At 69.5% G+C, this 21,995-nt stretch carries 18 protein-coding genes and 3 pseudogenes; 7 read left to right on the top strand and 14 right to left on the bottom strand.

Annotation, left to right across the window (positions count from 1 at the left end):
• The first annotated feature begins 145 nt into the window (after positions 1-145).
• Both OG953_RS03830 and OG953_RS03825 read left to right on the top strand, forming a co-directional pair.
• On the top strand, positions 146-3,280 hold the full coding sequence (locus OG953_RS03830; protein WP_405682497.1) for an endo-alpha-N-acetylgalactosaminidase family protein: 3,135 nt from the start codon (positions 146-148) through the stop codon (positions 3,278-3,280).
• 721 nt (positions 3,281-4,001) lie between these two features.
• Positions 4,002-4,229 (top strand): annotated as a pseudogene (locus OG953_RS03825) (hypothetical protein); the annotation flags it as partial.
• 143 nt (positions 4,230-4,372) lie between these two features.
• Here the strand turns inward: OG953_RS03825 and OG953_RS03820 are convergent.
• From OG953_RS03820 to OG953_RS03785, 8 genes and pseudogenes are all read right to left on the bottom strand, one after another.
• Positions 4,373-5,272, bottom strand: a complete 900-nt coding sequence (locus OG953_RS03820; protein WP_405682495.1) for an SMP-30/gluconolactonase/LRE family protein — start codon at positions 5,270-5,272, stop codon at positions 4,373-4,375.
• A gap of 27 nt (positions 5,273-5,299) precedes the next feature.
• Positions 5,300-5,851, bottom strand: a complete 552-nt coding sequence (locus OG953_RS03815; RefSeq protein ID WP_405691604.1) for a PfkB family carbohydrate kinase — start codon at positions 5,849-5,851, stop codon at positions 5,300-5,302.
• Positions 5,852-5,856: 5 nt separating this feature from the next.
• Positions 5,857-6,264: a PfkB family carbohydrate kinase gene (locus OG953_RS03810; RefSeq protein ID WP_405682493.1), complete on the bottom strand. Its 408-nt coding sequence runs from the start codon at positions 6,262-6,264 to the stop codon at positions 5,857-5,859.
• Positions 6,261-6,887 carry a bifunctional 4-hydroxy-2-oxoglutarate aldolase/2-dehydro-3-deoxy-phosphogluconate aldolase gene (locus OG953_RS03805; protein ID WP_405682492.1) on the bottom strand — a complete coding sequence of 209 codons (627 nt, stop codon included), beginning with the start codon at positions 6,885-6,887 and terminating at the stop codon, positions 6,261-6,263. The genes OG953_RS03810 and OG953_RS03805 overlap by 4 nt, the downstream gene beginning before the upstream one ends.
• Complete coding sequence (locus tag OG953_RS03800; protein WP_405682491.1) at positions 6,884-7,753, bottom strand: hypothetical protein; 870 nt, start codon at positions 7,751-7,753, stop codon at positions 6,884-6,886. Before OG953_RS03800 ends, OG953_RS03805 begins: the two co-directional genes overlap by 4 nt.
• Positions 7,747-8,893 (bottom strand): annotated as a pseudogene (gene dgoD, locus OG953_RS03795) (galactonate dehydratase). Before dgoD ends, OG953_RS03800 begins: the two are co-directional and overlap by 7 nt.
• A complete protein-coding gene (locus OG953_RS03790; RefSeq protein ID WP_405682490.1) occupies positions 8,890-9,603 on the bottom strand; it encodes a FadR/GntR family transcriptional regulator in 714 nt (237 codons plus the stop codon). Before OG953_RS03790 ends, dgoD begins: the two are co-directional and overlap by 4 nt.
• Positions 9,604-9,666: 63 nt before the next feature.
• A complete protein-coding gene (locus OG953_RS03785; protein WP_405682489.1) occupies positions 9,667-10,434 on the bottom strand; it encodes an SDR family NAD(P)-dependent oxidoreductase in 768 nt (255 codons plus the stop codon).
• Between the two features lie 223 nt (positions 10,435-10,657).
• Here OG953_RS03785 and OG953_RS03780 point away from each other — a divergent pair, with 223 nt between their 5' ends.
• The 5 genes and pseudogenes from OG953_RS03780 (at position 10,658) to OG953_RS03760 (ending at position 14,945) form a co-directional block, all read left to right on the top strand.
• Entirely contained in the window at positions 10,658-11,518 is an 861-nt protein-coding gene (locus OG953_RS03780) for an ABC transporter permease (RefSeq protein ID WP_405682488.1), read from the top strand.
• Between the two features lie 196 nt (positions 11,519-11,714).
• Entirely contained in the window at positions 11,715-11,951 is a 237-nt protein-coding gene (locus OG953_RS03775; protein WP_405682487.1) for a hypothetical protein, read from the top strand.
• A 367-nt stretch (positions 11,952-12,318) separates the two neighbouring features.
• Positions 12,319-13,044, top strand: coding sequence for a dienelactone hydrolase family protein (locus OG953_RS03770; protein ID WP_405682485.1), 726 nt, complete (start codon positions 12,319-12,321; stop codon positions 13,042-13,044).
• A 251-nt stretch (positions 13,045-13,295) separates the two neighbouring features.
• Positions 13,296-14,014: pseudogene (locus OG953_RS03765) on the top strand (RNA-guided endonuclease InsQ/TnpB family protein); the annotation flags it as partial.
• 94 nt (positions 14,015-14,108) lie between these two features.
• A complete protein-coding gene (locus OG953_RS03760) occupies positions 14,109-14,945 on the top strand; it encodes a hypothetical protein (RefSeq protein WP_405682484.1) in 837 nt (278 codons plus the stop codon).
• Positions 14,946-15,152: 207 nt separating this feature from the next.
• On the opposite strand, the gene OG953_RS03755 is transcribed toward OG953_RS03760, so the two are convergent.
• The 6 genes from OG953_RS03755 to OG953_RS03730 all read right to left on the bottom strand — a co-directional run bounded on the left by OG953_RS03755 (position 15,153) and on the right by OG953_RS03730 (position 21,907).
• The gene (locus OG953_RS03755) at positions 15,153-17,042 is read right to left on the bottom strand and encodes a phosphocholine-specific phospholipase C (protein WP_405682482.1); all 1,890 of its coding nucleotides are present in this window, start codon (positions 17,040-17,042) and stop codon (positions 15,153-15,155) included.
• Positions 17,043-17,046: 4 nt separating this feature from the next.
• Positions 17,047-17,736, bottom strand: a complete 690-nt coding sequence (locus tag OG953_RS03750; RefSeq protein WP_405682480.1) for an HAD family hydrolase — start codon at positions 17,734-17,736, stop codon at positions 17,047-17,049.
• A gap of 133 nt (positions 17,737-17,869) precedes the next feature.
• Positions 17,870-19,006 (bottom strand): ABC transporter ATP-binding protein, encoded by a 1,137-nt coding sequence (locus OG953_RS03745; RefSeq protein ID WP_405682478.1) that lies wholly within the window; start codon positions 19,004-19,006, stop codon positions 17,870-17,872.
• A complete protein-coding gene (locus OG953_RS03740) occupies positions 19,003-19,830 on the bottom strand; it encodes an ABC transporter permease (RefSeq protein ID WP_405682477.1) in 828 nt (275 codons plus the stop codon). The genes OG953_RS03745 and OG953_RS03740 overlap by 4 nt, the downstream gene beginning before the upstream one ends.
• A complete protein-coding gene (locus OG953_RS03735; protein ID WP_405682475.1) occupies positions 19,818-20,750 on the bottom strand; it encodes an ABC transporter permease in 933 nt (310 codons plus the stop codon). The genes OG953_RS03740 and OG953_RS03735 overlap by 13 nt, the downstream gene beginning before the upstream one ends.
• Positions 20,747-21,907, bottom strand: a complete 1,161-nt coding sequence (locus OG953_RS03730; protein WP_405691602.1) for an ABC transporter substrate-binding protein — start codon at positions 21,905-21,907, stop codon at positions 20,747-20,749. The genes OG953_RS03735 and OG953_RS03730 overlap by 4 nt, the downstream gene beginning before the upstream one ends.
• Between the last annotated feature and the right edge of the window lie 88 nt (positions 21,908-21,995).

Raw genomic sequence — 21,995 nt, 5'->3', positions numbered from 1 at the left:
CCAGGCACCCGATATGTAAGTCCAACGGTTCTCGCAGGCAGTCCATGGTTGGCCACTGTGCCGCTCTCTATAACAGGAGACCTGTCCTGCTTGAACGGTTGGGTTCACGGAGTTGCACGGGGGACAAAATCTCATGGAGGAGCCAATGGAAGAGCTAGACAGGCCGGCGCGCGTGGATTCGCTGAGCGCACCGACAGGGGTGCCGCGTCGTGCCGTGCTGCAAGGGGGTACGGCGGCGGCAGTTGCCGTCGTCGCGGCCGGGTTCGGAGCGGTGGCGGCGGTTCCGGCGTCGGCGGCCGCTGGCCGGACGGTGGTGCTGCGGTCGCCGCGCCTGGAGGTGACACTCGACGCCGGTTTTCCGCGGGTGGTCGGCTACCGCTGGACGGCGACCGGGGACACACTCGGTGGCTCGGTAAACACCGCGACGACGGTCAGCATCAACGGTCAGGACTACGTCCCGGAGGTGGCCGTGCTCGCCAAGGACGAGTCGGCGCGGTACCGGCTCACGGTCGCCGAACTGTCCGTGACGGTGGATCTCCGGTTCCGGCTGACCGAGGACGTCCTGCGGGTCGAGGCCGACACCATCGTGGAGAACGGCGCGGTCAGGGTTTCCACGTTCGGGTTGCCCGGACTCGGGCTCGTCTCCGTCTCGGCGGCGCAGGGGGGCAGGTTGTCGCACTGTGCCCTGCAATACGGGCTGGGCAAACCGACGCCCGCCGACGTCTTCACGACCGTTGCCGACGCCGCCGGCGACGGCAACTGGCACCGCACTTCGTACGCCCTCCTCGACACCGGCCGGCTGGCTGCTGCGGTGGAGTCCTGGACCTGCGCCGACGACCGGCTGCTGCATCGCACCAGCACCGGCCAGGACGGTGAGAAGCACACCGAGCTGGCGAGCGGCGAGTGGGTGTACCGGGGTGCCGACGGCAAGGTGTTCGCGCTGCCCGAGGCGGCAGTGGTGGTCACTGCCGACCGCAACGGTGACGGGGTGGCAGACTGGCAGGACGCGGCGATCGCCTTCCGCGGCATCATGCGCGCCCCGCATGCCCCCGACTGGGCCCGGACCAAGGTCGTTCAGGGCATCGCGATCAATCTGGCGAGCCACGGGCACCAGCCCTTCCTGACCGTGCTCGACGAGATCCGCCGGACGTCGCTGTACACGGACGGCCTGCCGCAGGCGATCCTGCTCAAGGGGTACCGCTCCGAAGGGCACGACAGCGGGCACATGGAATACGCGACCCCGTACAACGCCCGGGCCGGCGGTCGCGCGGACCTCCGTACGCTCACCGAGCGGGCCAAGGAGTGGAATGCCGAGATCGGGGTCCACATCAACGCCTGGGAGGCCTACCCGGAGTCGGCGAGCTTCCGCTGGGACCGCAGCAACGGACCGGGCGACCCGGGCTGGCGATGGATGGACCAGTCCTGGCACACCGATGTCGTGAAGGACCAGGCGACCGGGGCCTTCGCCGCGCGTTTCAAGAAACTGGTCAAGGACCTGCCCGAGCTGGGCTTCGTGTACTCCGACACGTACTGGACCGGGGGCTGGCACGCGGCCCGGCAAGCCGCCGTCATCACCGGACACGGACTGCCGCTGGGCGCCGAGGGGGACGGTCAGTTCGAGCGCGACAGTGTCTTCACTTACGCTGGCCAGAACGGCCATGGACTCGGCTCCCGGATCATCCGCTTCATCCGCCACACCCAGCGTGATGCCTGGGTGCGCCATCCGCTGCTGCACGGTGCCGACAACACCCACTACCTGGGCTGGCAGCAGCAGAAGAACCTCAAGGCGTGGCTGAAGTCGACGTTCGTCACGAACCTGCCGACCAAGTTCCTCCAACAGTTCGAGATCCTGCGGTGGACCGAAAAGGAACTCGACCTCACCGACGGCGTACACGTCAGCACCGCCACCGGTGTCACCCGCATCACCTGGCACGGCCGGCTCCTCGGCGACGGCGACACCCTCTTCATCCCGTGGGACTTCGCGAAGGAGTCCGACCCGCGGAAGATCTACCACTGGAACCCGACCGGGGGCGCCACCACCTGGGAGCTGCCCGCGCACTGGGCCAAGGCACGCAGCCTCCTGCTGTACCGGCTCACCGAGCAGGGCCGCAGCACTGCCAGCCGGGTCCCGGTCAAGGACGGCAAGGTCACTGTCGAGGCCGAGGCTCAGACCCCCTACGTCCTCTATCGCGCCGAACCGGAGCCCCAGCCGGCTCCGCGCTACGGGTCGGGAGGCCTCCTCGCTCATCCCGCCTTCACGGGCCGGACCCTGGAAGGCTGGACGGCACGAGGCACCGCGCGCGTCACCGATGACGGCGACGGCCTGCCGTACCTGCGGATCGACGCGCCGGAAGAAGCCTCGGTGAGCCAGCGAGTGGAGACCCTGCCTGCGGGTACATACGCAGCCTCGGTCTGGGTACGGGTCACCGGCTCCCGCAAGGCGGTGCTGTCCGTCACGGGCGCCGGCATCAAGGGCAGGGACGATGACGGACGTTCGGGTCCGGTGGCCGCCAACTGGACGGATTCCTCGCCATTGCGCTGTGTTCTGGGTAACGGCCGCCGCAGGGGCACGATGTTCCAGCGCATGCGCGTGCTGTTCACCGTCATCGGCAATGCGCGTGCCACGGTGGAACTCACCCTGCGCACCGATCCGGCCGCCGCCGGCAACACGGTGGACTTCGCGGACGTGCGGCTCGTACCCCTGCCAGGTGCTGACCCCGAGTTCGGCGGGCACTGGTACGCGGAGGACTTCGAGCACATCGACGAGGGCCTCGGCCCCTTCGTGCCCGCCTCCGGCGACGGTGAACGCAGCCATCTTTCGGAGACCCACAAGGGCTACACACGCGACACGATCAGCGGTCGCTACTCGCTCAAGACACTCAGCGAGACCGCGGGCATCGTCTATCGGACCCTGCCGCAGACTCTCCGTTTCCTGCCGAACCGCACCTACCGCGTCACGTTCGACTATCAGGCTGACCCCGGCTCGGACTACCGTGTCGTGCTCGGCCGGGACGGGGGCGCCCAGATCGACGAGGAGAAGCTGCTGCCGACCACGGACCGCAAACTCGACACACCGCCCCTGGCGGGGGACCCCACGCCTCCTGGGTGGAACGACAGCCTGCCGCCTCAGAACCCGGCGCCGCACCGGACTTATGTACGCACCTTCCGCTCGGGCCCGGCCTCTGATGGGGCCGTATGGCTCGGCATCAAGAGGGTCGCCGGCGACGCATTTGTCCTGGACAACCTCATAGTCGACGATCTCGGTGCGAGCGGGGCCTGACGAACGGGGACGGCCCCCGGCGGCGGCCCTGGCCCGGGGCGACGAACAGGACGCCCCCTCGATCACGTCCTCGTCGCCTGCCCGACCGGAGCGGTCCGGCCGGGCAGTGTGCCGTTTTCAGGGGAGGCCAGACCCGTCTGCCGCGCGAACTCACATGCCGCTTCGGCCCACACCAACCACTGCCACTGCCGACGCCCCTGTCGGGCCCTGCGCCCGCAAGCTGCGAGCCGGGCGCGTGTCCGCTGCCCGACGGAGACACGAACGACGGCGGGCAGGGACACCGCACTCGCCTGACACGCCTGCGTCACCCTGGCGGGGCCGCGGACTGCCCGGAGCCGCCGCTGTCCAGCAGCGTCACGGCATCATGGATGGCGGCGCCCACCTTGACGAGCCGCGAAAGCAAGAACAATTGATGTCCCCGCGGGGCGAGGGACTGGACGTGGTCTCCGGGCTGGAGGCGGGCGCCGACGACTACGTGGTGAAGCCCGTGGACATGGGCCGGTACGGCCGGTGGCCCGAGCGATTGCGGTCGACTCAGGCCACGATCGGCCTCGCGCTCGCCGGCCGCGCCGGCGCCCGCATGGCCGGCGCCCGCATGGCCGGCGCCTTCGGGGTGGCTGCCAGCCGCAGCACCGTGCTACGGCTTGTCCAGGCCCTACCCGATCCCGAACCACCGGCACCCCGGGTGGTCGACGTCGACGAGTACGCGACGTGCAAGGGCGCCAATGTCATCAACCCCGTGCCGATCGATACGGGCTGGATGTCCACGGAGATGCAGGAGAGCTGCATCACCCAGACGCCGCTCGCCCGCCTCGGCACGCCGCAGGAAACCGCGCGCCTCGTGGACTTCCCGCACTCACCACAAGGCCAGTGGACCGGTCAACGGCTGAGAAGCAACGGTGGCTTCGCCTGGACTCGTCACACAGCGTGCGCGAGCCACGTTTGTTGAGCCAGAACCCAGACTCACAGACAAAGCCAGGGGCTTGATGCGGGAACAGCCGTGGACCCGTTGCGGCAGTCGCCACCGTCACTGTCACCGGTGGTACGAGACCTTGGTTGCCTTGAACGCGTCAGGAGCCCGTCTGATGACGGCTATCGGGCACAGACGTCGGATGTGGGTTCTGAGCGCCCGAAGGTGCTCGTGGCCGGCGCGTCGGCGTCGATGGGGATGCTGAGGACGGTTCCTGCGATGCCGGGGTCGCCGGTCAGGCCGTAGCGCGCTGTGGTGACGAGAAGGCGTCCGCCTCCCGGGGGGAGGCAGACGGAGGTGGGTTGGGGGGTGGGCAGGTGTACGACCGTGCTGAGCGTGCCGCTGGGTTCGTAGCAGTGGACGGCTCCATGTCCCCATATGGCCGCCCAGAGGCGGCCGCTGGTGTCGACGGTGATGCCATCAGGTGAGCCGCCGTCGCCGACACGGACAAATTCGTCCCGGGTCATGGGGTTTCCGTCGGTATCGAGTGTGCAGCGGTAGATGACGCCGGCGGCGCTGTCAGCGAGGTAGAGAATGTCTCCGTCGGGGGTGAAGGCAGGCCCGTTGACGATGGTCAGGCCGTCGAGAACGCGATGGACGGAGCCGTCGGAGTTGGTGCGGTAGAGGGACCCGGCGCCCGGTGTTCCGTCGTAGGGCATGCTGCCGGCCCAGAATCTGCCGTGGGGGTCGCACACGCCGTCGTTCATCCGGGTGGGAACGGGCGAGCCGTCCTCGGGGCGAGCCAGCCATTCGGGCCGCCCATCGGGCGTCAGCAGCACAATGCCGGTCCCGGCTGCGGCGATCCAGTGTCCGGGGCGGCCGGCGACTGGGGCGACCGCCCCGAGCGGCATGTCCAGGCGCAGCAACTCCCTTGCTTTGCGAGGTGTGCCGGCAGGGACTTCGAGGAGGCGTCCGGACAGGATGTCGACGAAGACCAGTCGGCCGTCGACCCAGCGGGCGCCTTCCCCGAGCTCGTAGTCTCCCGGGACCCAGACGTCGGCCTGTGGGGTGGGACGGTGCATGACACCTCTCATGGCAGTGGGCGGGGCCTAACGCAGGGTGGCGCCCGCGGGGCAGTCGAGGAGGGCGAGGTCGTGCCGGGTGGGCAGACCCTCCCAGTCGCCGCGGGTGGCGACGGCGAAGGCACCGCTGGTTGCGGCGCGTTGGAGGCGGTCTTCGATGCCGAGTCCGTCGAGCAGGGCGGAGAGGTAGCCGGAGACGAAGGCGTCACCCGCGCCGACGACGTCACGGACGGGCACGGGCCGGGCGGGGGCACTGACAGTGCCCTCGGCGGTGGTGACACTCGCCCCGTCGCCACCGCGTGTGATGACTACCTCGCGTCGCCCCTGGGAAAGGAGCAAGGCGATCGCATCGTTCTCATCGAGGGCCGGGTCGTCGGTGACCAGGTGCAGTTCGTCGGCGGACGCCACAAGGATGTCGGCATTGCGGGCAAGTCGCAGCAGAGTCCGCCTGGCCTCGTCCTGGGTCCACAGCCGGGAGCGGAAGTTGACGTCGAGGCAGACGGTGATCCCCAGTTCCTGGGCCCGGGTGGCAGCGGCCTGGACGGCCTGGGCGGCCGAGAGGCCGAGCGCGGGGGTGATGCCGGTCAGGTGCAGGACGCGCAGTCCGGGACGCAGGGTGGCGAGGATGTCGGGGGACGGATCGCCGAACCTGCTGAACCTGCACGGTAGTAGCGGACCGTGGCAAGGTCGCCGATGCCGTCTTCGCGTACGAGGAGGCCGGTGGGCCGTTGCTCGGTGTCGGTGCGCGCGTGGGTGACGTCGACCTGTTCGGCGCGCAGAGTTCGCAGGATGAGTGCGCCGAACTCGTCGTTTCCGACGGCTCCGGCCCAGCCGACGCGGTGGCCGAGCCGGGCAAGGCCGATGGCGACGTTCGACTCCGCACCGGCGATCGACAGTTCCATGGGCGGTGCGAGTTTGATGGGGCCGGTTGCCCGCATGGCGGCCATGGTCTCGCCGACGGTGATGACGTCGGGTACGGCGAGGGAGGTCAACCTGCCACCGCCTCGGTGAGGGCAGTGCGCCACTGCGCGGTGCGGGTGCGCAGTGCTGCCAGGTCGCCGCCGTTGGCTGCGTCGCCGATCAGGGGGGAGCCGACACCGACGGCGACGGCCCCGGCGGCCAGATAGAGAGGCGCGGTGGCGGCGTCGATGCCGCCGACGGGCACGAAGGGGACGGTGGGGAACGGGGCGCGCAGGGCTGTGAGATGGCCGGGTCCGCCGAGAGAGGCGGGGAAGAGCTTGATTGCGTGGGCTCCGCAGCCGACAGCGCTGATGATCTCGCTGGGGGTCAGGGCTCCCATGAGGACCGGCAGCGCGTGGGCGGGCCCGTTGCGCAGGTCGGGGAGGACACCGGGGGTGACGAGGAAGCCGGCTCCCGCGTCGGCGGCGCGTTCGGCGTCCTCGGTGGTCACAACGGTGCCTGCCCCGAGTGTGGCGTCGGGACCGAGTTCGCGGCGGGCCTGTTCGATCACCCAGAGTGCGTCGGCAGTGGTGAGGGACACCTCGGTGGCGGTGATGCCCTCTTCGGCGAGGGTGATCACGGTGCGCAGGGCGGCGTTGCGATCGTTTCCGCGCACAATGGCAAGGGTGCGATGGGGCAGTTCGGTCAGTTTCATGGTGTGCTCTCGTTGCGTGCGGTGGCGGTGGCGGTGGTGTCGCGGGTGGCGGTGATCCGCAGTTCCCAGCGGAGTTCGCCGGACGGCGGCACGGTGGCCGCGTCGCGCGGTCCGGCTTCGGCGAGGTCGAAGACGGCGCCCAGCATCGGCTCGACGCCGATGCTCCGGTAGGGCGGGCCGGTGCACGGATAGCCGCGCAGGTTTCGCCACAGGGCGACGGACACGGGGACGTCGGCGTCGGTGTGCAGGGAGAACGACAGACGGTCGGCGCCGTCGACCACGGTGATGTCGCGGCACCCTGTCAGGATGGCGCCCACTGCGGTGCCGTCGTCGGGTCCCAGGCGGTTCAGGTGCAGTCCGAACGGCGCGGGCCAGGGGCCGGTCACATGGCGGGCGTCCGCGGGCCAGGGCTGGTCGATCAGAGGTGCGGACTCGCGGAACAGGCGGGTGGGTGTCGCCTCGGGTGCGGCGAGGTATGCGTCCTCGGTCAGGTCCAGCAGCGCATGGCCTGCCCACACCAGGCGGTACCCGGGCTCGGCCGACAGGTGATATCTGGCGCACAGCATGCCTGCCGGGCCCGGCCGCAGGCTGCGGCGCAGGGTGAAGTCTGAGGTGTCGAGTACATCCGTGCCGTCTTCCCGCCGCCAGCGGCGGGACCACGCGTCGCCGTGGTCCGGGAGGCCGCGCACTGTGGGGACGCACTCCTCCAGGCCGCCCGCGTCGACGAATGCGTCGCCGGGCCTGACCGTGGCACGGGCGGGGTCGGGCCGGTGCCACAGCCATTCACGTCCCTCGCCTCGCAGGCTGGTCCACCGCCCGCCGTGGTCGGGGTCGGTCCGGGCAGACAGGGGTACGTGATTCACCATTCTGCGAATGCTCCGTCGTGGTGTGACCAGACGGGGTTGCGCCAGCGGTGCCCGCGTTCGGCGGCGCGGCGTACGGCGTTCTCGTCGATGTCGATGCCCAGGCCGGGGGCGGTGGGCAGGGCGGCATATCCGTCGGTGAAGCGGAACGGCGCTGTGTCGAGGAGGTAGTCGAGCACGTCGTTGCCGCGGTTGTAATGGATGCCGAGGCTCTGCTCCTGGATGAGGAAGTTCGGTATGGCGAAGCCGAGTTGGATGCTCGCGGCGAGCGCGATCGGGCCGAGGGGGCAGTGGGGGGCCATCGCCACGTCGTGGACCTCGGCGAGGGCGGCGATGCGGCGGACCTCGGATATACCGCCTGCGTGCGAGACATCGGGCTGGGCGACGGCGATGCCTGTGGCCAGGACGTCGCGGAAGTCCCAGCGGGAGTAGAGCCGTTCCCCGCAGGCGATCGGCACGGTGGTGGAATCGACGAGCGGGCGCAGGTCGCGGGCGTACTCGGGAAGGACGGGTTCCTCGACGAACAGCGGGTGCAGCGGCTCAAGGAGGGGGAGGATGCGCCGGGACATGGCGGTCGACATGCGGCCGTGGAAGTCGACTGCCACGTCGCGGTCATCGCCCAGGACTTCGCGTACGGCGGCCACCCGGTCGATGACTGCCTGGGTCTGGGCGGGGGTGTCGATGGACCGCATCCGGGCGGAGCCGTTCATCTTGACCGCGGTGAATCCGGCCTCGACCTGTTCCCGGGCCAGTTCGCCGACGTGGGCGGGGCTGTCGCCGCCGATCCACGCGTACACGCGCAGGCGGTCGCGGACCGGGCCGCCCAGCAGCTGGTGGACGGGCACTCCGTACGCCTTGCCCTTGATGTCCCACAGCGCCTGGTCGATGCCGGCGACAGCGCTGGAGAGCACCGGCCCCCCCACGGTAGAAGCCGCCCTTGGTGAGCACCTGCCAATGGTGCTCTATTCGCAGCGGGTCCTCGCCGACAAGGTAGTCGGCGAGTTCGTGCACAGCGGTGCGGACGGTGTCGGCGCGGCTTTCGACCACGGGTTCGCCCCAACCGCTGATCCCTTCGTCGGTGGCGATGCGCAGGAACAGCCAGCGTGGGGCGACGAGGAACGTCTCCAGGGCTGTGATCTTCATCCGGTCTCCCCGGGGGCGTGTTGTATCAGGTCGTGGAGGTCGGCGGTGGCCTGGGCGAGCAGTGCGTGGACGGCGCGTTCGGCGGCGTCGGGGTCCTGCGAGCGCACGGCGTCCAGGACGGCGCCGTGGGCCGGGACGGAGTCGGCCCAGTGGTCCGTGCCGTGGACCAGGTGGTCGCGCACCCGCAGACCCGCTTCGAGGACGACCTCCATGCGGGTCAGGAGTTCGTTGTGGGCCGCGGCCAGCAGGGCCCGGTGGAAGGCGAGGTCGGCCTCGACCACGGCTTCGGTGTCGTTGCCGGCTGCGGCCATCTGATCGAGGGCGTCGGTGAGTTGGGCGAGGTCCTGGTCGTTGCGGCGCTGGGCGGCGAGACGAGCGCCGGCGGGTTCGACGATCGACCGGACCTCGCCGAGGTTGGCCAGGAAGTTCTCGTCCGGGATGCCGGCGCCCTGCCAGCGCAGCAGGTCGGCGTCGAGAAGGTTCCAGTCAGCGCGAGGCCGGACGAAGGTGCCGCGCTTCTGGCGCGAGTCGATGAGCCCCTTGGCCGCCAGGACCCGGAGCGCCTCCCTCAGCACCGTCTTGCTGACCCCGAGCTCCGCTTCGAGCTGGTCGGGGTAGAGCGACGATCCGGGCGCGTGTGTCCCTCGGACGATCCGCTCGCCGATGATGTCGACGATCTGCTGGTGCAGGCCGCGTGTCGGCCGATTCACAGGGGCTCCCTCTCCGTACGCCGGGTCGTGTGCCGGACGACCGGGCGTCGATCTTGATGTGTGTCACGAGGAGGCTTTGACGACGGACCAGCCGCCGTCCACCACGAGCGTTGTGCCGGTGACGTACGAAGCGTCGGCAGAGGCGAGGAACGCGACCGTGGCTGCCACTTCTTCGGGAGTGCCGAACCGCTTCGCGACCGTCTCGGCCACGCTGTCGGCCCGCCCCGCCTGGTCCACGCGGTCCCACGCCGCCGTCATAATCGGACCGGGCACGACGGTGTTGACCCGCACCTGCGGTCCGTACTCGACGGCCAGTTGGCGGCCGAGCGCGCACAGCGCACCCTTGGCGGCGGCGTATGCGGGGTGCCCCGGGAGGCCGATCAGCGCATGGACGGAGGACGTGAGCACCACTGAGCCGTCGCTGTCGCGCAAGGTCTCCGCGAAGGCGCGCACACCCAGCCATGCGGCTTTCAGCGTGACCGACACCTGACCGTCCCACTCCGCCTCCGTCAGTTCGTGCGCGGGTTTGACGACCACCGCGTAGGCGTTGCTGTGTAGGACGTCCAGCCGTCCGTACCGCGCATCGACGTGCCGGGCCAGCTCGTCCCACATGGGCGCGGAGGTCACATCTCCGTGCCAGTACTCGGCTCGGCCGCCCTGCTCGGTAATGGCTCCTACCGTCGCCTTGCCCGCCTCGTCGGCGATGTCTACGGCGATCACCGACGCGCCCTCGGCGGCGAGGCGCCGTGCTGTCGCGGCGCCGATACCGGCGGCGGCACCGGTGATCAACGCCACGCAGTCCTGGAATCTGGAGCCCGTCTGCTCAGTCATGGCGCACACCGTACTCCTAGACATTAATTATGCAAACATGATTGACAGTGTGACTTCAACAGCCACAGGATCAGCGGCCAGGACGACACCGAGGAGAGCGTCGGGACACGGCACCGCCGAGCACCCTTCAGCACTCCGTCCCCCGGACGCGGGCGAGGCGTGATCGCGCGCGCTCCGTGTCAGGGGGACGCTGTTCGGGTCCCTCAACTCCAACTATCTGAGCATGTCCAACATGCAGGTGATCGCCGAGGCCGCCACCATCACCGGACTGCTCGCCATCGTGCAGACCGTCGTCATCATCTGCGGCGGCCTGGACATCTCAGTCGGCTCGCAGGTCGGTGTCGCCTCCGTCGTCAGCGCCATGGTCTTCACCACCACCGGCTCCAACGCCCTCGTCGGCATGGCCGCAGCCATCGGCGTCGGGCTGCTCATCGGCGTCGTCAATGGCCTCGTCATCGTCTACGGCCGTGTCAACCCCACCATCGCGACCCTCGCCGGACTCGCCGCCTACAAGGGCCTCGCCCAGCTCCTTTCCGACGGCCGCGCCCAGGGTTACGTCCTCAACAATGATGTCTTCATCTTCCTTGGCCGTGGCAAGGTAGCAGGCCTGCCTGTCATGGTCTGGATTCTTGTTGTCGTCGCCCTCTCGGTGCACCTGCTCCTCAAGTACACCGACATCGGCCGCAACCTCTACGCCATAGGCGGCAACGACACCGCCGCCTGCCTCGCCGGCATCAACATCAACAAATACCTCATCTGCGTCTACGTCCTCATTGGCATCGCCGCCGCCGGCATCCTGCTCACCGCACGCACCGGCTCAGGCCAGCCCGTCTCCGGCAGCGAAGGCCTCGAACTCAAAGCCATCACTGCTGCGGCACTCGGCGGCGCCGCCCTCAAGGGCGGAAAGGGCGGAATCGGCGGCACCCTCCTCGCCGTCGCCCTTCTCGGGTGCCTCGAGAACGGCCTCACCGTGGAGGGCATCAACTCCTTCTGGCAGAACGTCGCCCAGGGCGTCCTCCTTGTCGCCGCCGTAGTCATCCAGCAGCGTCGCAACGGCGAACGCGCTGTCGGGCTGCCCCACTGACCCTTCCCAGGCCGGACCGCCCCCACCGACCGCAACGTCCGGGCGGCCGCCCCCTGACAGGCGGCCGCCCGGACCCTCACGCCCACCCCGTCGCGAAGATCATGATCGGGTGCCGCTTCGGGCGGTGGCCAACCTTCCGTTGGCCCGACGCCGCGGCGGGGACGCGTGGGGTCCGCCGCCGGGAGAGCGACCGGTCATGTCCAAGCACGGCAAGCGCGCGGCCCGTGAGCTCGCGGCCCGTGAGGGCATCTCGTACACCGCTGCTCGCCGCCGCCTCGCCGGGGCGGTCGACCAGGAGCCGCGGCCGCCGGTCGTTGTCCCGATCACCAGCACGCCGTGCCCGGAGGGCAGTGACGGCTCGGGCCAACCGGGCACCGTGTGCTGGTCATGGAGGCCGGCCGACGTGAAGGGCGGCGTCCGGTGGGAAGTGTGACGCACTGCAGAGCTGACCGGCGGCCGCGCGGAGCAGGTGGCGCAGCGCAGGCAAGACTCTGACCCGAGGAAGTCGAAGACGCAGAGCGCCCGGTGGGCGCCCCACCACGCGCCTCGGTATGGCTGGCGTAGGCGGTGGTGGCGCCGTTGACCTGCTCGTCCCGCGCGAGGTATACCCCCGGCGGAAGACCCGGCAGGTCCACCTCCAGCACCGTGGCCAGGGCAGGTGATCCGATAAAGCTGCCGCGGGAACGGGATTTGTGACGGATCTTGTGAGCCATCGCCGCATTTCAGAGGCACACCCGCGCTGTTCTGCCGGCGGTGAACCCCGGCCCGACCGGGCTCGACGATCACTACAGTCCAGTCTCATGACGACGATTACAACGCGCACGGTCGAGTACCCGGCCGACGGTCTGACGATGATCGGGCACCTCGCACTCCCGGCCGGCGTCGACCGCCGGCCCGCGGTGCTGCTCGGGCCAGAGGGCACGGGGCTCAGCGACGTCGAGCGCCGCCGGGCCGATGCTCTCGCCGAGCTGGGATACGTAGCGCTGGCCTTCGACCTTCACGGCGGGCGCTATTTGGGTGACCCCGAGGAGATGCTGGCCCGTTGCATGCCGCTGCTCGCCAACCCCGACCGGATGCGGGGCATCGGTCATGCGGCGCTCGACGTGTTGCGCGCCGAACCGCGGACCGACCCCGACCGGATCGCCGCCATCGGCTACGGCACCGGGGGCGCCGTCGGGCTGGAACTCGGGCGCGACGGCGTCAACCTGCGCGCGATCGGGACAGTCAACGCGCTGACCACGGGCCGACCGGGTGAGGCGGCGCGCATTCGCTGCCCGGTGTGGGCCGGGGTCGGGTCGGAAGACCCGATCATGCCGCCCGCGCAACGGGGCGCGTTCACCGCAGAGATGCAGGCCGCGGGCGTCGACTGGCGCCTCGTGGTCTACGGCGGCGCCTTGCACGCCTTCCACCACCCGCCGGTCGACCACACCGTGCGTCCCGGCGTCGGCTACCACCCACGGCACGCGCAGCGAGCCTGGCGCGACGTCGTCGACCTGCTCGCCGAGTGCCTGCCCGTAACGGAGTGATCTGGTCGGCAACCGCGATTCCGGGCCGCGAACCAGGCCGGTCGACCGCCACCGGCTCCGGTTTGTGGGACATCACCGCGGCTCAGAGAAACTGTGACGAGGTGCTCTGCGAGGGCGTTCCCACTCGGCGGTGGGAACCGGCTCCGCCCGATGCCCCGCCCAGTGCCCTGGCTCGTCCTCTGCGATCCCTGATCTTCGCAGGGAATCCCGGCCTTCAGGCCGGGCGGGAATGCGATCCTTGGACTGGAGGGGGCCACAAATGGTTCGTCGTGCTGACCGCCGAGCAGGAGCGGCCCGAGTCACTGCCGCCAACGGGCAGCGTGGCCGGCATCGACCTGGGCATCGCCAACTTCCTCGCCGACTCCAACGGCGGGTTCGTGGAGAACCCCAGGCACGGACGCCGCGCTGCCGCGAGGCTCGAAGCCGCCCAGCAGGCGCTGTCTCGGTTCCCGCGCCGCAAGGCGAAGGACCGCACCGCCAACCACCGGCGGGCCGTGGAGCAGGTCGCCAAACTGCATGGCAAGGTGCGCCGTCAGCGCCTGGACCACACGCACAAGACCGCCCTCGGCCTGGTCCGCGCGCACGACTTCATCGCGCACGAAGATCTCAAGATCCGCAACCTGAGCAGGGCCCCCGCCGCCAGGCCGGACCCCGGCCGGCCGGGCACCTTCCTGCCCAACGGGGCCGCCGCGAAGGCCGGGCTGAACCGCTCGATCAACGATGCCGGTGGGGGGTGTTCCTGACGATCCTGCACGCAAAGGCTGAAAGCGCCGGGCGGGAAGTGATCGCCGTGGACCCCCGCAACACCTCCCGTACGTGCCCCGAATGCGGGCACACCGCGAAGGAAAACCGGCCCACACAGGAGAAGTTCCACTGCGTCGCATGCGGCCATAGCGCACACGCCGACACAGTCGGGGCTCTCAACGTCCTACGGGCCGGGCTGGTCCGTCGCGAAGCCCAACCGGCATAGCGAGAAGCCCCGCTCTTCAGGGCGGGGAGGAGTCACGAATCTGGATGCTGAACTGAGCGCGCTGGCAGCCCAAGAGGACCTCCCCGCCGACCTGGTGTGGCGCCTGCTCCTGCACCCGGCGGCCCGCCGCTCGGCGGCGCTGCTGCGCCGGGACCTGACCGAGCAGCAGATCGAGGAGATCATCGAGCTCGGCTCCGCACGTTCTCTCGCAGCCAACTCCTCCGTGCCCGCCGACGTCAGGGCCCCTCTGGCGGAGCACCCGGAGCCGTCGGTCCGGTGCGGGGTCGCCGCGAGCGTCGCGGACGAGCCGCCGGGGTTGCCGGCCCGGTTGGCGGACGATCCGGATCCCTCCGTGCGATCGTTTCTCGCGATGAACGACCATCTGCCGCCGGAACTGCTGGCCCGCCTGGCCGCAGACCCAGAGCCCAGTGTGCGGTCGTCGATCATCCAGCACTGGCGCGATGCCCCGGACCGAGTGCGTCGGGCTCTGCTGACGGATGCCGATCCCAACATCCGCAGGGACAGTGTTTTGACCTACTCCCCGCCGGCGGATCTGCTGCCAGGTCTGCTCGCTGATCCTGTGACCCGTGCCGCCACCGTCCCATACGCGCCACCGTCGCCGGAACTGGCTACCGACCCGGATTCCGCCGTGCGCGAGGCCGCCGCCGCCCACCCGGACCTGCCCACCGGTCTGCGTGATCTGCTAGCAGATGACCCAGACATCTTTGTCCGCAACGCGATCGCGGCCCGCCCGGACACCCCGTCGGTTCTGCGTGAGCGGATCGCGGCCACCGTGGAAACCGACAGCCCGCTCACTGAGTGGATCCTGTCGTCCCGCCGCAACCCCCACACGTGTCCCTCACCAGCGCCGGCCCCGCCGATACTCACCCGAGAGCAGGCGGAAGCGCTCCTCGCCAAAGCCGACCTGTAGGCGTGACTGGACCCTCGGGGCCAAGGCCCAGCCTCGGTATGCCTCCAAGGGGCTGGGCGACGCACTTGATCAGGTAGCCGAAGAGGGTTGTTAGCCACCGTCGATGTCTGCGGGACTTCGCAGGGCCGCAAGACCTCGCCCCCGCAGCGTAATCACCCGCTGTCCATGATCAGGGGGAACTTCACAGAGCGTGCTGGAATCAACGGATCACGAGACATCAGCCGTAATCGTATTCGGGGCCGCGTGCACTGTCCCCGCGTACCGCCGGGCGAAGCCCGTGGCTCCGTCCGCCGTGACGGTCATGTCGTACCGCCCGCTGTCCGTGGGCCAGTTCAGGACCGCCTTCTCGCGCGGGCCGAGCAGTTGCGTGTGTTCCGTGCCGCCGAAGTCGTTCGGGGCGACGGTGAAGCACACCTCCGAACCGCCGTCGTTGGCCAGCAGCAACTCGACCGAGGCGTTCTCCGGCTTGCCGCCCCGCAGGACCCCTGTCACCCGAGGAGCGGCAGCGTCGTTCTGATCAACTCCGGTCACTGTTCCGGCGAATCGGCAGACGAAGCCGTCGGCGCCGTGAACGGTGAAGTCGTAGCGCCCGCCCGTGCGTACGGCATCCCACACGTAGGTGGCAGTGCTGCGCGGCGCGACAGTGAACGGCGTACCGGCGAACGGCCGCGCGATGTTCGGGAACACCGTGAAGTGGAAGGAGACCGTTCCTTCGTTGGCGAGTGTGCAGGTGACCTTGCCGGTGGCGCGGTCCACAGCGACGTCGGCCCATGGGCGGTACGGCAGCGCCCGGTGCGGACGCGCACCGCCCGGTTCCTGTGTCGGCATGACCTGTGTGCCCGGTGCCGGGAGCTCCACCGGTGGCAGTTCCATCGCCGCGTCGGCCTGCTCCACCAGCGCGCGGGTGTCTGGCAGTGCGGGGATCGAGAAGTCGGGCAGGGCGAAGTCGAAGCAACTGGTGAGGTCGCCGCATACGGCGCGACGCCACTCCGAGATGTTGGGTTCCCGCACGCCGGTGACGAGTTCCAGGAAACGCAGGACGGAGGTGTGGTCGAAGACCTGGGAGTTGACCCAGCCGCCGCGCGACCACGGTGATATCACCCACAGGGGGACGCGGTTGCCCAGCCCGATCGGCTGCCCGTCCACGAACTCCTCGGGGGTCGCGGCGGGCGGGGACGGCGGCACCATGTGGTCGAAGTAGCCGTCGTTCTCGTCGTACATGACGAGGAAGACGGTGTGCTGCCACACGTCCGGGTTGGCGAAGACCGATTGAAGGGCGGTGTTGACCCAGTGGGCGCCGTAAGCGGGGCTGGCGGTCGGGTGTTCGCAGAACAGATACGGAGAGACGAGCCAGGACACTGTCGGCAGCGTGCCGTCCTTGCAGTGGGCGTCGAACGCCGAAAGGTCCCACTTCGTCATCGCATTGATGTAGCGCGGGTCGTCCTTGTCGAAGGTGTGGAATCGGGCGAAGTACTCCAGGGCGTTGTCCTCGTAGTTGCCGTGGCGCTCGTCCAGTCCGGGAGTGTGGTAAACGCGCCAGGTGACGTTGGCGGCCGACAAGCGTTCTGCGTAGGTGGTCCAGTCGCAGACCGGGTTGTCGGGAAGCGGGGTGTTGTCGATCCACGGGCCGGTCGTGCCGTCCCGGCCCGGGCCGACGGTTCCGGTCCACAGATAGAGGCGGTTGGGGCTGGTGGGTCCGGCCAGTGAGCAGAAGTAGGCGTCGCAGAGTGTGAACGCGTCGGCCAGCGCGTACTGGTAGGGAATGTCCTCACGGGTGAGGTAGCCCATGCTCTGCTCACCCTTGGCCGATGTCCAGCGGTTCATCGCACCGTTGTTGTTGGCATCGTGACCGGATTCCCAGTCGTGCGGCAGACCGTCGGCGTTCTGCGCGTTGAACTTCGTGGAGTCCATCCGGTAGGGCAGCAGGAAGCCGCCGTCGGTCCGGGAGAGGGCGGGCTGACGGAAGACGCTGTCGCCGTTCGGGAACGTCAGAGCCTGACGGTCATCGAACCCGCGCACGCCGTTCAGCGTGCCGAAGTAGTGGTCGAAACTGCGGTTCTCCTGCATGAGGATCACGACGTGGCGGATGTCGTCCATGCTGTCAGTTCCTTTCCGCGGACGTGAACAGGGACACGAGCAGGGTCACATCGGCCCGCTCCAGGGAGCCGAGGACTGTCCGCCGTGCTGCGGACGGGATCGGTACGGTGGAGGGCACGGCCAGCACCACGCACCCGGCGGCCTCGGCCGCGGCGACACCCGTGGGCGTGTCTTCGACGACTACGCAGGCGCGCGGATCGACGCCGAGGGCGGCGGCCGCGGCGAGGTACGGATCAGGCGCCGGCTTGGTGCGGACCGTGTCCTCGACGGCGAGTGTCAACGCGAACCGCTCCTCGCCCAGGGCCTTGCGCACGAGGTCGACGACATGGCGCGGCGACGCGGAGACGATCGCCGTGGGGACCTCGGCCGCGGCCAGTTCGTCCAGCAGGCGCAGCGCGCCCGGTCGTGGGATGACCTCGCAGGCGACTCGGGCGGCGAACGCCGTATCCAGTTCGATGGCGAGCACGTCAGGGACGGGGACCGCCGGGCCGCCGGTGCGGTGCAGGTGAGCTGCGGTGTGTGCGGCCGGCCGGCCCAGCACATGATGCGTGTCGGCGTCGGTCAGCTGCCGCCCGATCCCGTCCGCCACTTGTTCCACGGCCGCCCACCACAGCCGCTCGGTGTCGACGAGTGTGCCGTCCATGTCGAACAGCACGGCAGCGGGAAGGCTGGGTGTGGCCCTGCGATGGTTCATGAGGAGTTTCTCCGGTGCGTGGCGAACGGGCGGAAGCGGGGGCTCCCTGCGTCGAAGGCCGGACAGGTCGGTTGGTTCGGTCTGAAGCGACGGCTTCGTACGGCGTGGTCGGATCGAGAATCGGCCGGAGCCGTCAGCTTCCACCGCGACCGCCGTTTCCCCAGCTGTGGCGATCCACCAGCACCGGGCGGTCCGGAAGGGTCAGCGTCACCTTCGCACCGACGGGGAGTCCGGCCGTCGAGTGAGTCGCCACGTCCGCCATCACCTCCGCGCCTCCGGCCAGCCGTACGGTCAGCCTCGTCGTCGCGCCCAGGAATGTCGCGCCCACGATCTGGGACGTGCCATCGCCGTCCGCCGTGACCCCGATCGCTTCCGGGCGTACCAGTACGTCCACCTCGCCACTTCCACCGTCGGTCCCGACGGGGCCCGGTAGCGTCCCGCGGACCGGTAGCGTGCGGCCGAACGCGCCCACGGTCGTGCCGTCCGCCCCCGGCCGGGCCGGTATCCGGCTCATCACCCCCACGAAATTGGCGACGAACGCGGTCGCAGGGCGTTCGTACAGCTCTGCGGGAGGCGCGCACTGCTCCAGTCTCCCGGCGCGCATCACGGCGACCCGGTCGGCCATGGAGAGGGCCTCCTCCTGGTCGTGTGTCACGAACAGCGTCGTGATGCCCAGTTGTTGTTGGAGGCGACGGATCTCCTCGCGCAGCGTCAGCCGCACCTGAGCGTCGAGCGCGGACAGCGGTTCGTCGAGCAGCAGTACGCGTGGCCGCAGTGCCAGAGCCCGGGCCAGCGCGATGCGCTGCTGCTGACCTCCGGAGAGCTGGCGCGGGAAGCGGGCGGCGTGGTTCGGCAGCCCGACCAGCTCCAGAAGTTCCGCGGCGCGGGCCCGCCGCGCGGCTTTGCCCGTTCCGCTCATCCGCAGCCCGAAGGCGACGTTGTCGATGGCTGTCATGTGCGGAAAGAGGCTGTACGACTGGAACACCATGCCCGCCTCGCGGCGGTGTGCGGGAACACGCGTGATGTCCTCGCCGTCCACGAGCACTTTGCCCGTGTCGGGCCGCTCGAAGCCGGCGACCGTGCGCAAGGCGGTGGTCTTTCCGCAGCCGGACGGGCCGAGCAGTGCCAGGAGTTCGCCGGGGCGGACTTCAAGGTCCAGTCCGTCCAGCGCCGTCGTGGTGCCGAAGGTGCGGCGCAGCCCACGGAACTCCACGGTTGAACCGGCCCGCGTCGGCCTGACGGTTTCGGGATCGGTGAGAAGGTCGGTCATGAGTTCTCCTTGGGGCGGCGAGTACGTCCGGCGGCGCTGATCATCAGCAGCAGCATCCAGGTGATGAGGAGGCCGACCATCGAGACGGCCACCGACATCTGCGCCTGCGAGCCGCTGGTGGCGACGATCCACACGGCGAACGGCTGATAGCCGAGGACCGCGGCGACGGTGTACTCGCCGAGGACGAGTGCGAGGGTCAGGAACGCCGTGTTGAGCAGCGCCCCGCGAAGGTTGGGCAGCACGACATGGATGAGGGTGCGCGGCCACGGCGCCCCGCAGGACCGTGCAGCCTCGACGAGCACGCGCAGGTCGATGGCGGCGAACCCGGTGTCGAGTGTGCGGTACGCCAGCGGCAGCGCCATCAGCGTGTAGGCGAGCACCAGAACCATGGGGAACTGCGGGGCCTGGAGCGCGACCATGGCGTGGAAGAGCGGGGTGCCGGCAAAGTGGTCCGGTCCCCAGCGCAGCACCGCGCTGATGCCGGCGACCAGGGCGACAGCGGGTACGACCAGCGGCAGCATGCACACGATCTCGACGAGTGTGCGCAGACGCGGCGCGGCCAGCCGCACCGTGACCAAGGCAGGCACGAGCAGCACCAGAACCAGCGCGATGGTGGCCGCGGCCAGTTTCAGGGTCAGAGTGAGGCTGTCGGTGAAGCCGTCGGCACCGAAGATGCCGGTGTAGGCCTCGAAGCCGAGGGCCTGGCGGGGGGCGCCGATTCCGATGCTGAAGGCGATGGCGCATGCGATCGGGACGAGGAAGTACGCACCGGTGAGCAGCAGTACGGCGCTGCGCCCGTATCCGGTCCTGCTCAAGCGAGCCATCGTGTGCTCCTGCGCTGCAACGGCACCTGGACGGCCATGACAAGCCCCGCGACCAGCACCATGTCGACGCCGAGCGCCAGAGCGACGTTGTCCTGGCCGACCAGGACGTTGCCGGACAGCGCGTCCGCGATCTGCATGGTGACCAGCGGTACCGAGCTGCCAACCATCGCGGCGGCCGTCGCGTACGCACTGAACGCGGTGCCGAACAGCAAGACATAGCCGCCGAGCAGCGAGGGCATGAGAATCGGCAGGGCGACGTGCATCCAGTACCGGAAGGTGCTTGCGCCGTTGTTGTGGGCGGCCTCGCGCCACTGCCGCCGCAGCCCCTCCAGAGCGGGGGCGAGCGTGAGGACCATGAGCGGAATCAGGAAGTAGAGGTAGACCAGGGTCAGGCCCCAGAAGCCGTACAGATTCCAGCCGTGGCCGAGCAGGTGGAAGCGGGTCGTCAGCACCCCGGCGTTGCCGAGCGTCGCCACGAAAGCGAACGCGAGCGGCACACCGCCGAAGTTCGCCAGTACGCCCGCCCCGGCCAGGACCGCCTCGCGCAGCGCGCGGAATCGCGAGGTCACGACCGCGTGGGCGACCGGCAGACCGACGACCGCGGCGATCAGCGCGGAGACGGCGGAGAGCTTGACGCTTCCGATGAGCGCGGTCAGGTAGGGGCCGTGCAGTGAGGCGCTCATGTTTGCGCCGGTGAAGCGGGCCCCGTCGGGCACAGTTTCGGGCGTCGTGAGCGCGCCGAACACCATCGTCCCGGCGGGCAGGCCGAACACCAAGGCGGCGAAGAGGAGCAGCGGCACGGCACCCAGCCAGCCTGCCGAGCGAGGAAGGCGCCACCGCCGGGCGGCACCCGCACGAGTACTGCTTCCGGAGGAGCGGGTCGTGTTGTCGCCTCTGGCGACTGCTTGGAGGGTACTCATTCGCCGGCGCCCCGGCCCCAGCCCTGGACGACGTCCTGCTTGGCCTTGCTGATCTGATCCTCCGTCGGGAAGGCGGTCTTGCCGTCGGGTGCCTGCGGGAGCTTGGCGGCGACGGCGGTGTCGAGCGTGCCGGCCTTCTGCATCGAGGGCATCAGCACGGGGCGGGCGTGGCCCTTGAGCCACAGGTTCTGGCCTTCGGGGCTGTAGAGGAACTCCTGCCACAAGCGGGCAGCGGCCGGGTGCGGTGCCCACTTCACGATGGCCTGCGAGTAGTACTGGGCGTACACACCGTCGGCCGGGACGCTCACCTTCCAGTCGACGCCCTTGGCGCGGAGGTCGTCGACGTATCCGGCGTTGAGGTAGTCCCAGTTGATACTGATCGGCGTCTCACCCTTCTGGATGGTCGCAGGGCTCGACTCGACAGGGTTGAAGTTGCCGGAATTCTTCAGGCGGGCGAAGAAGTCCAGGCCGGGCTTGATGTCGTCGAAGGAGCCCTTGTTGGCGAGTGCCGCCGCGTATACGGCACCGAAGGCCGAGCCGGACTTCGTCGGATTGCCGGTCAGCGCGATCTGGCCCTTGTACTGCGGATCGAGCAGGTCGGCGAAGGTCTTGGGGCACTTCTTGACGCGGGCCGCGTCACAACCGATCGAGACGTAGCCGCCGAAGTCGTTGTACCAGCGTGCCTGAGCGTCCTTCTGCTCCTGCGGGATCTGGTCGAAGGCTGAGACGCGGTACTGCGCCAGCAGGTTCTGCTGGGCCGCGCTGATGGCGAAGGCGCTGCCCACGTCGATGACGTCCGGAGACCGGTCCTGTCCCTTGCGGGAGGTGACTGCGGCGAGCTCGTCCTGGCTGGAGGCGTCGGGGTTCTCGACCTCGACCTTGATCCCGTACTTCTTCTCGAAGGTGTCGATGATCTCGCCGTAGTTCGCCCAGTCCCGAGGAAGGGCGATGGCGTTCAACTTGCCCTCCTTCTTCGCGGCTGCGACGAGAGCGTCGAGGCCGCCGGCGTCCTGTGCCGAGATGGCGGTCGCGGCCTTGCTCCCGCTATCGCTTGCCCCATCTGCGCTGGTCAGGCCGCATGCACTGAGTCCCAGCGCGGCCGCGGCAAGGACACAGGAAAGGCCCGCCGAGGGAACGCGGTGCAGTCTCAATGGAATCTCCCAGTGGAATAAGTTGGCTGTACAACTTGACTCATTACCTCGGGAGGCGGTGTACGGAAGATGAACGCCGGCGAACGCACGGAGA

Origin of the sequence: Streptomyces sp. NBC_00057 (genome assembly GCF_045041165.1) — a bacterium.
Lineage (GTDB): Bacteria > Actinomycetota > Actinomycetes > Streptomycetales > Streptomycetaceae > Streptomyces.
Note: the sequence above shows the minus strand (reverse complement) of the source record. Positions and strands in the feature narration are given on the sequence as shown.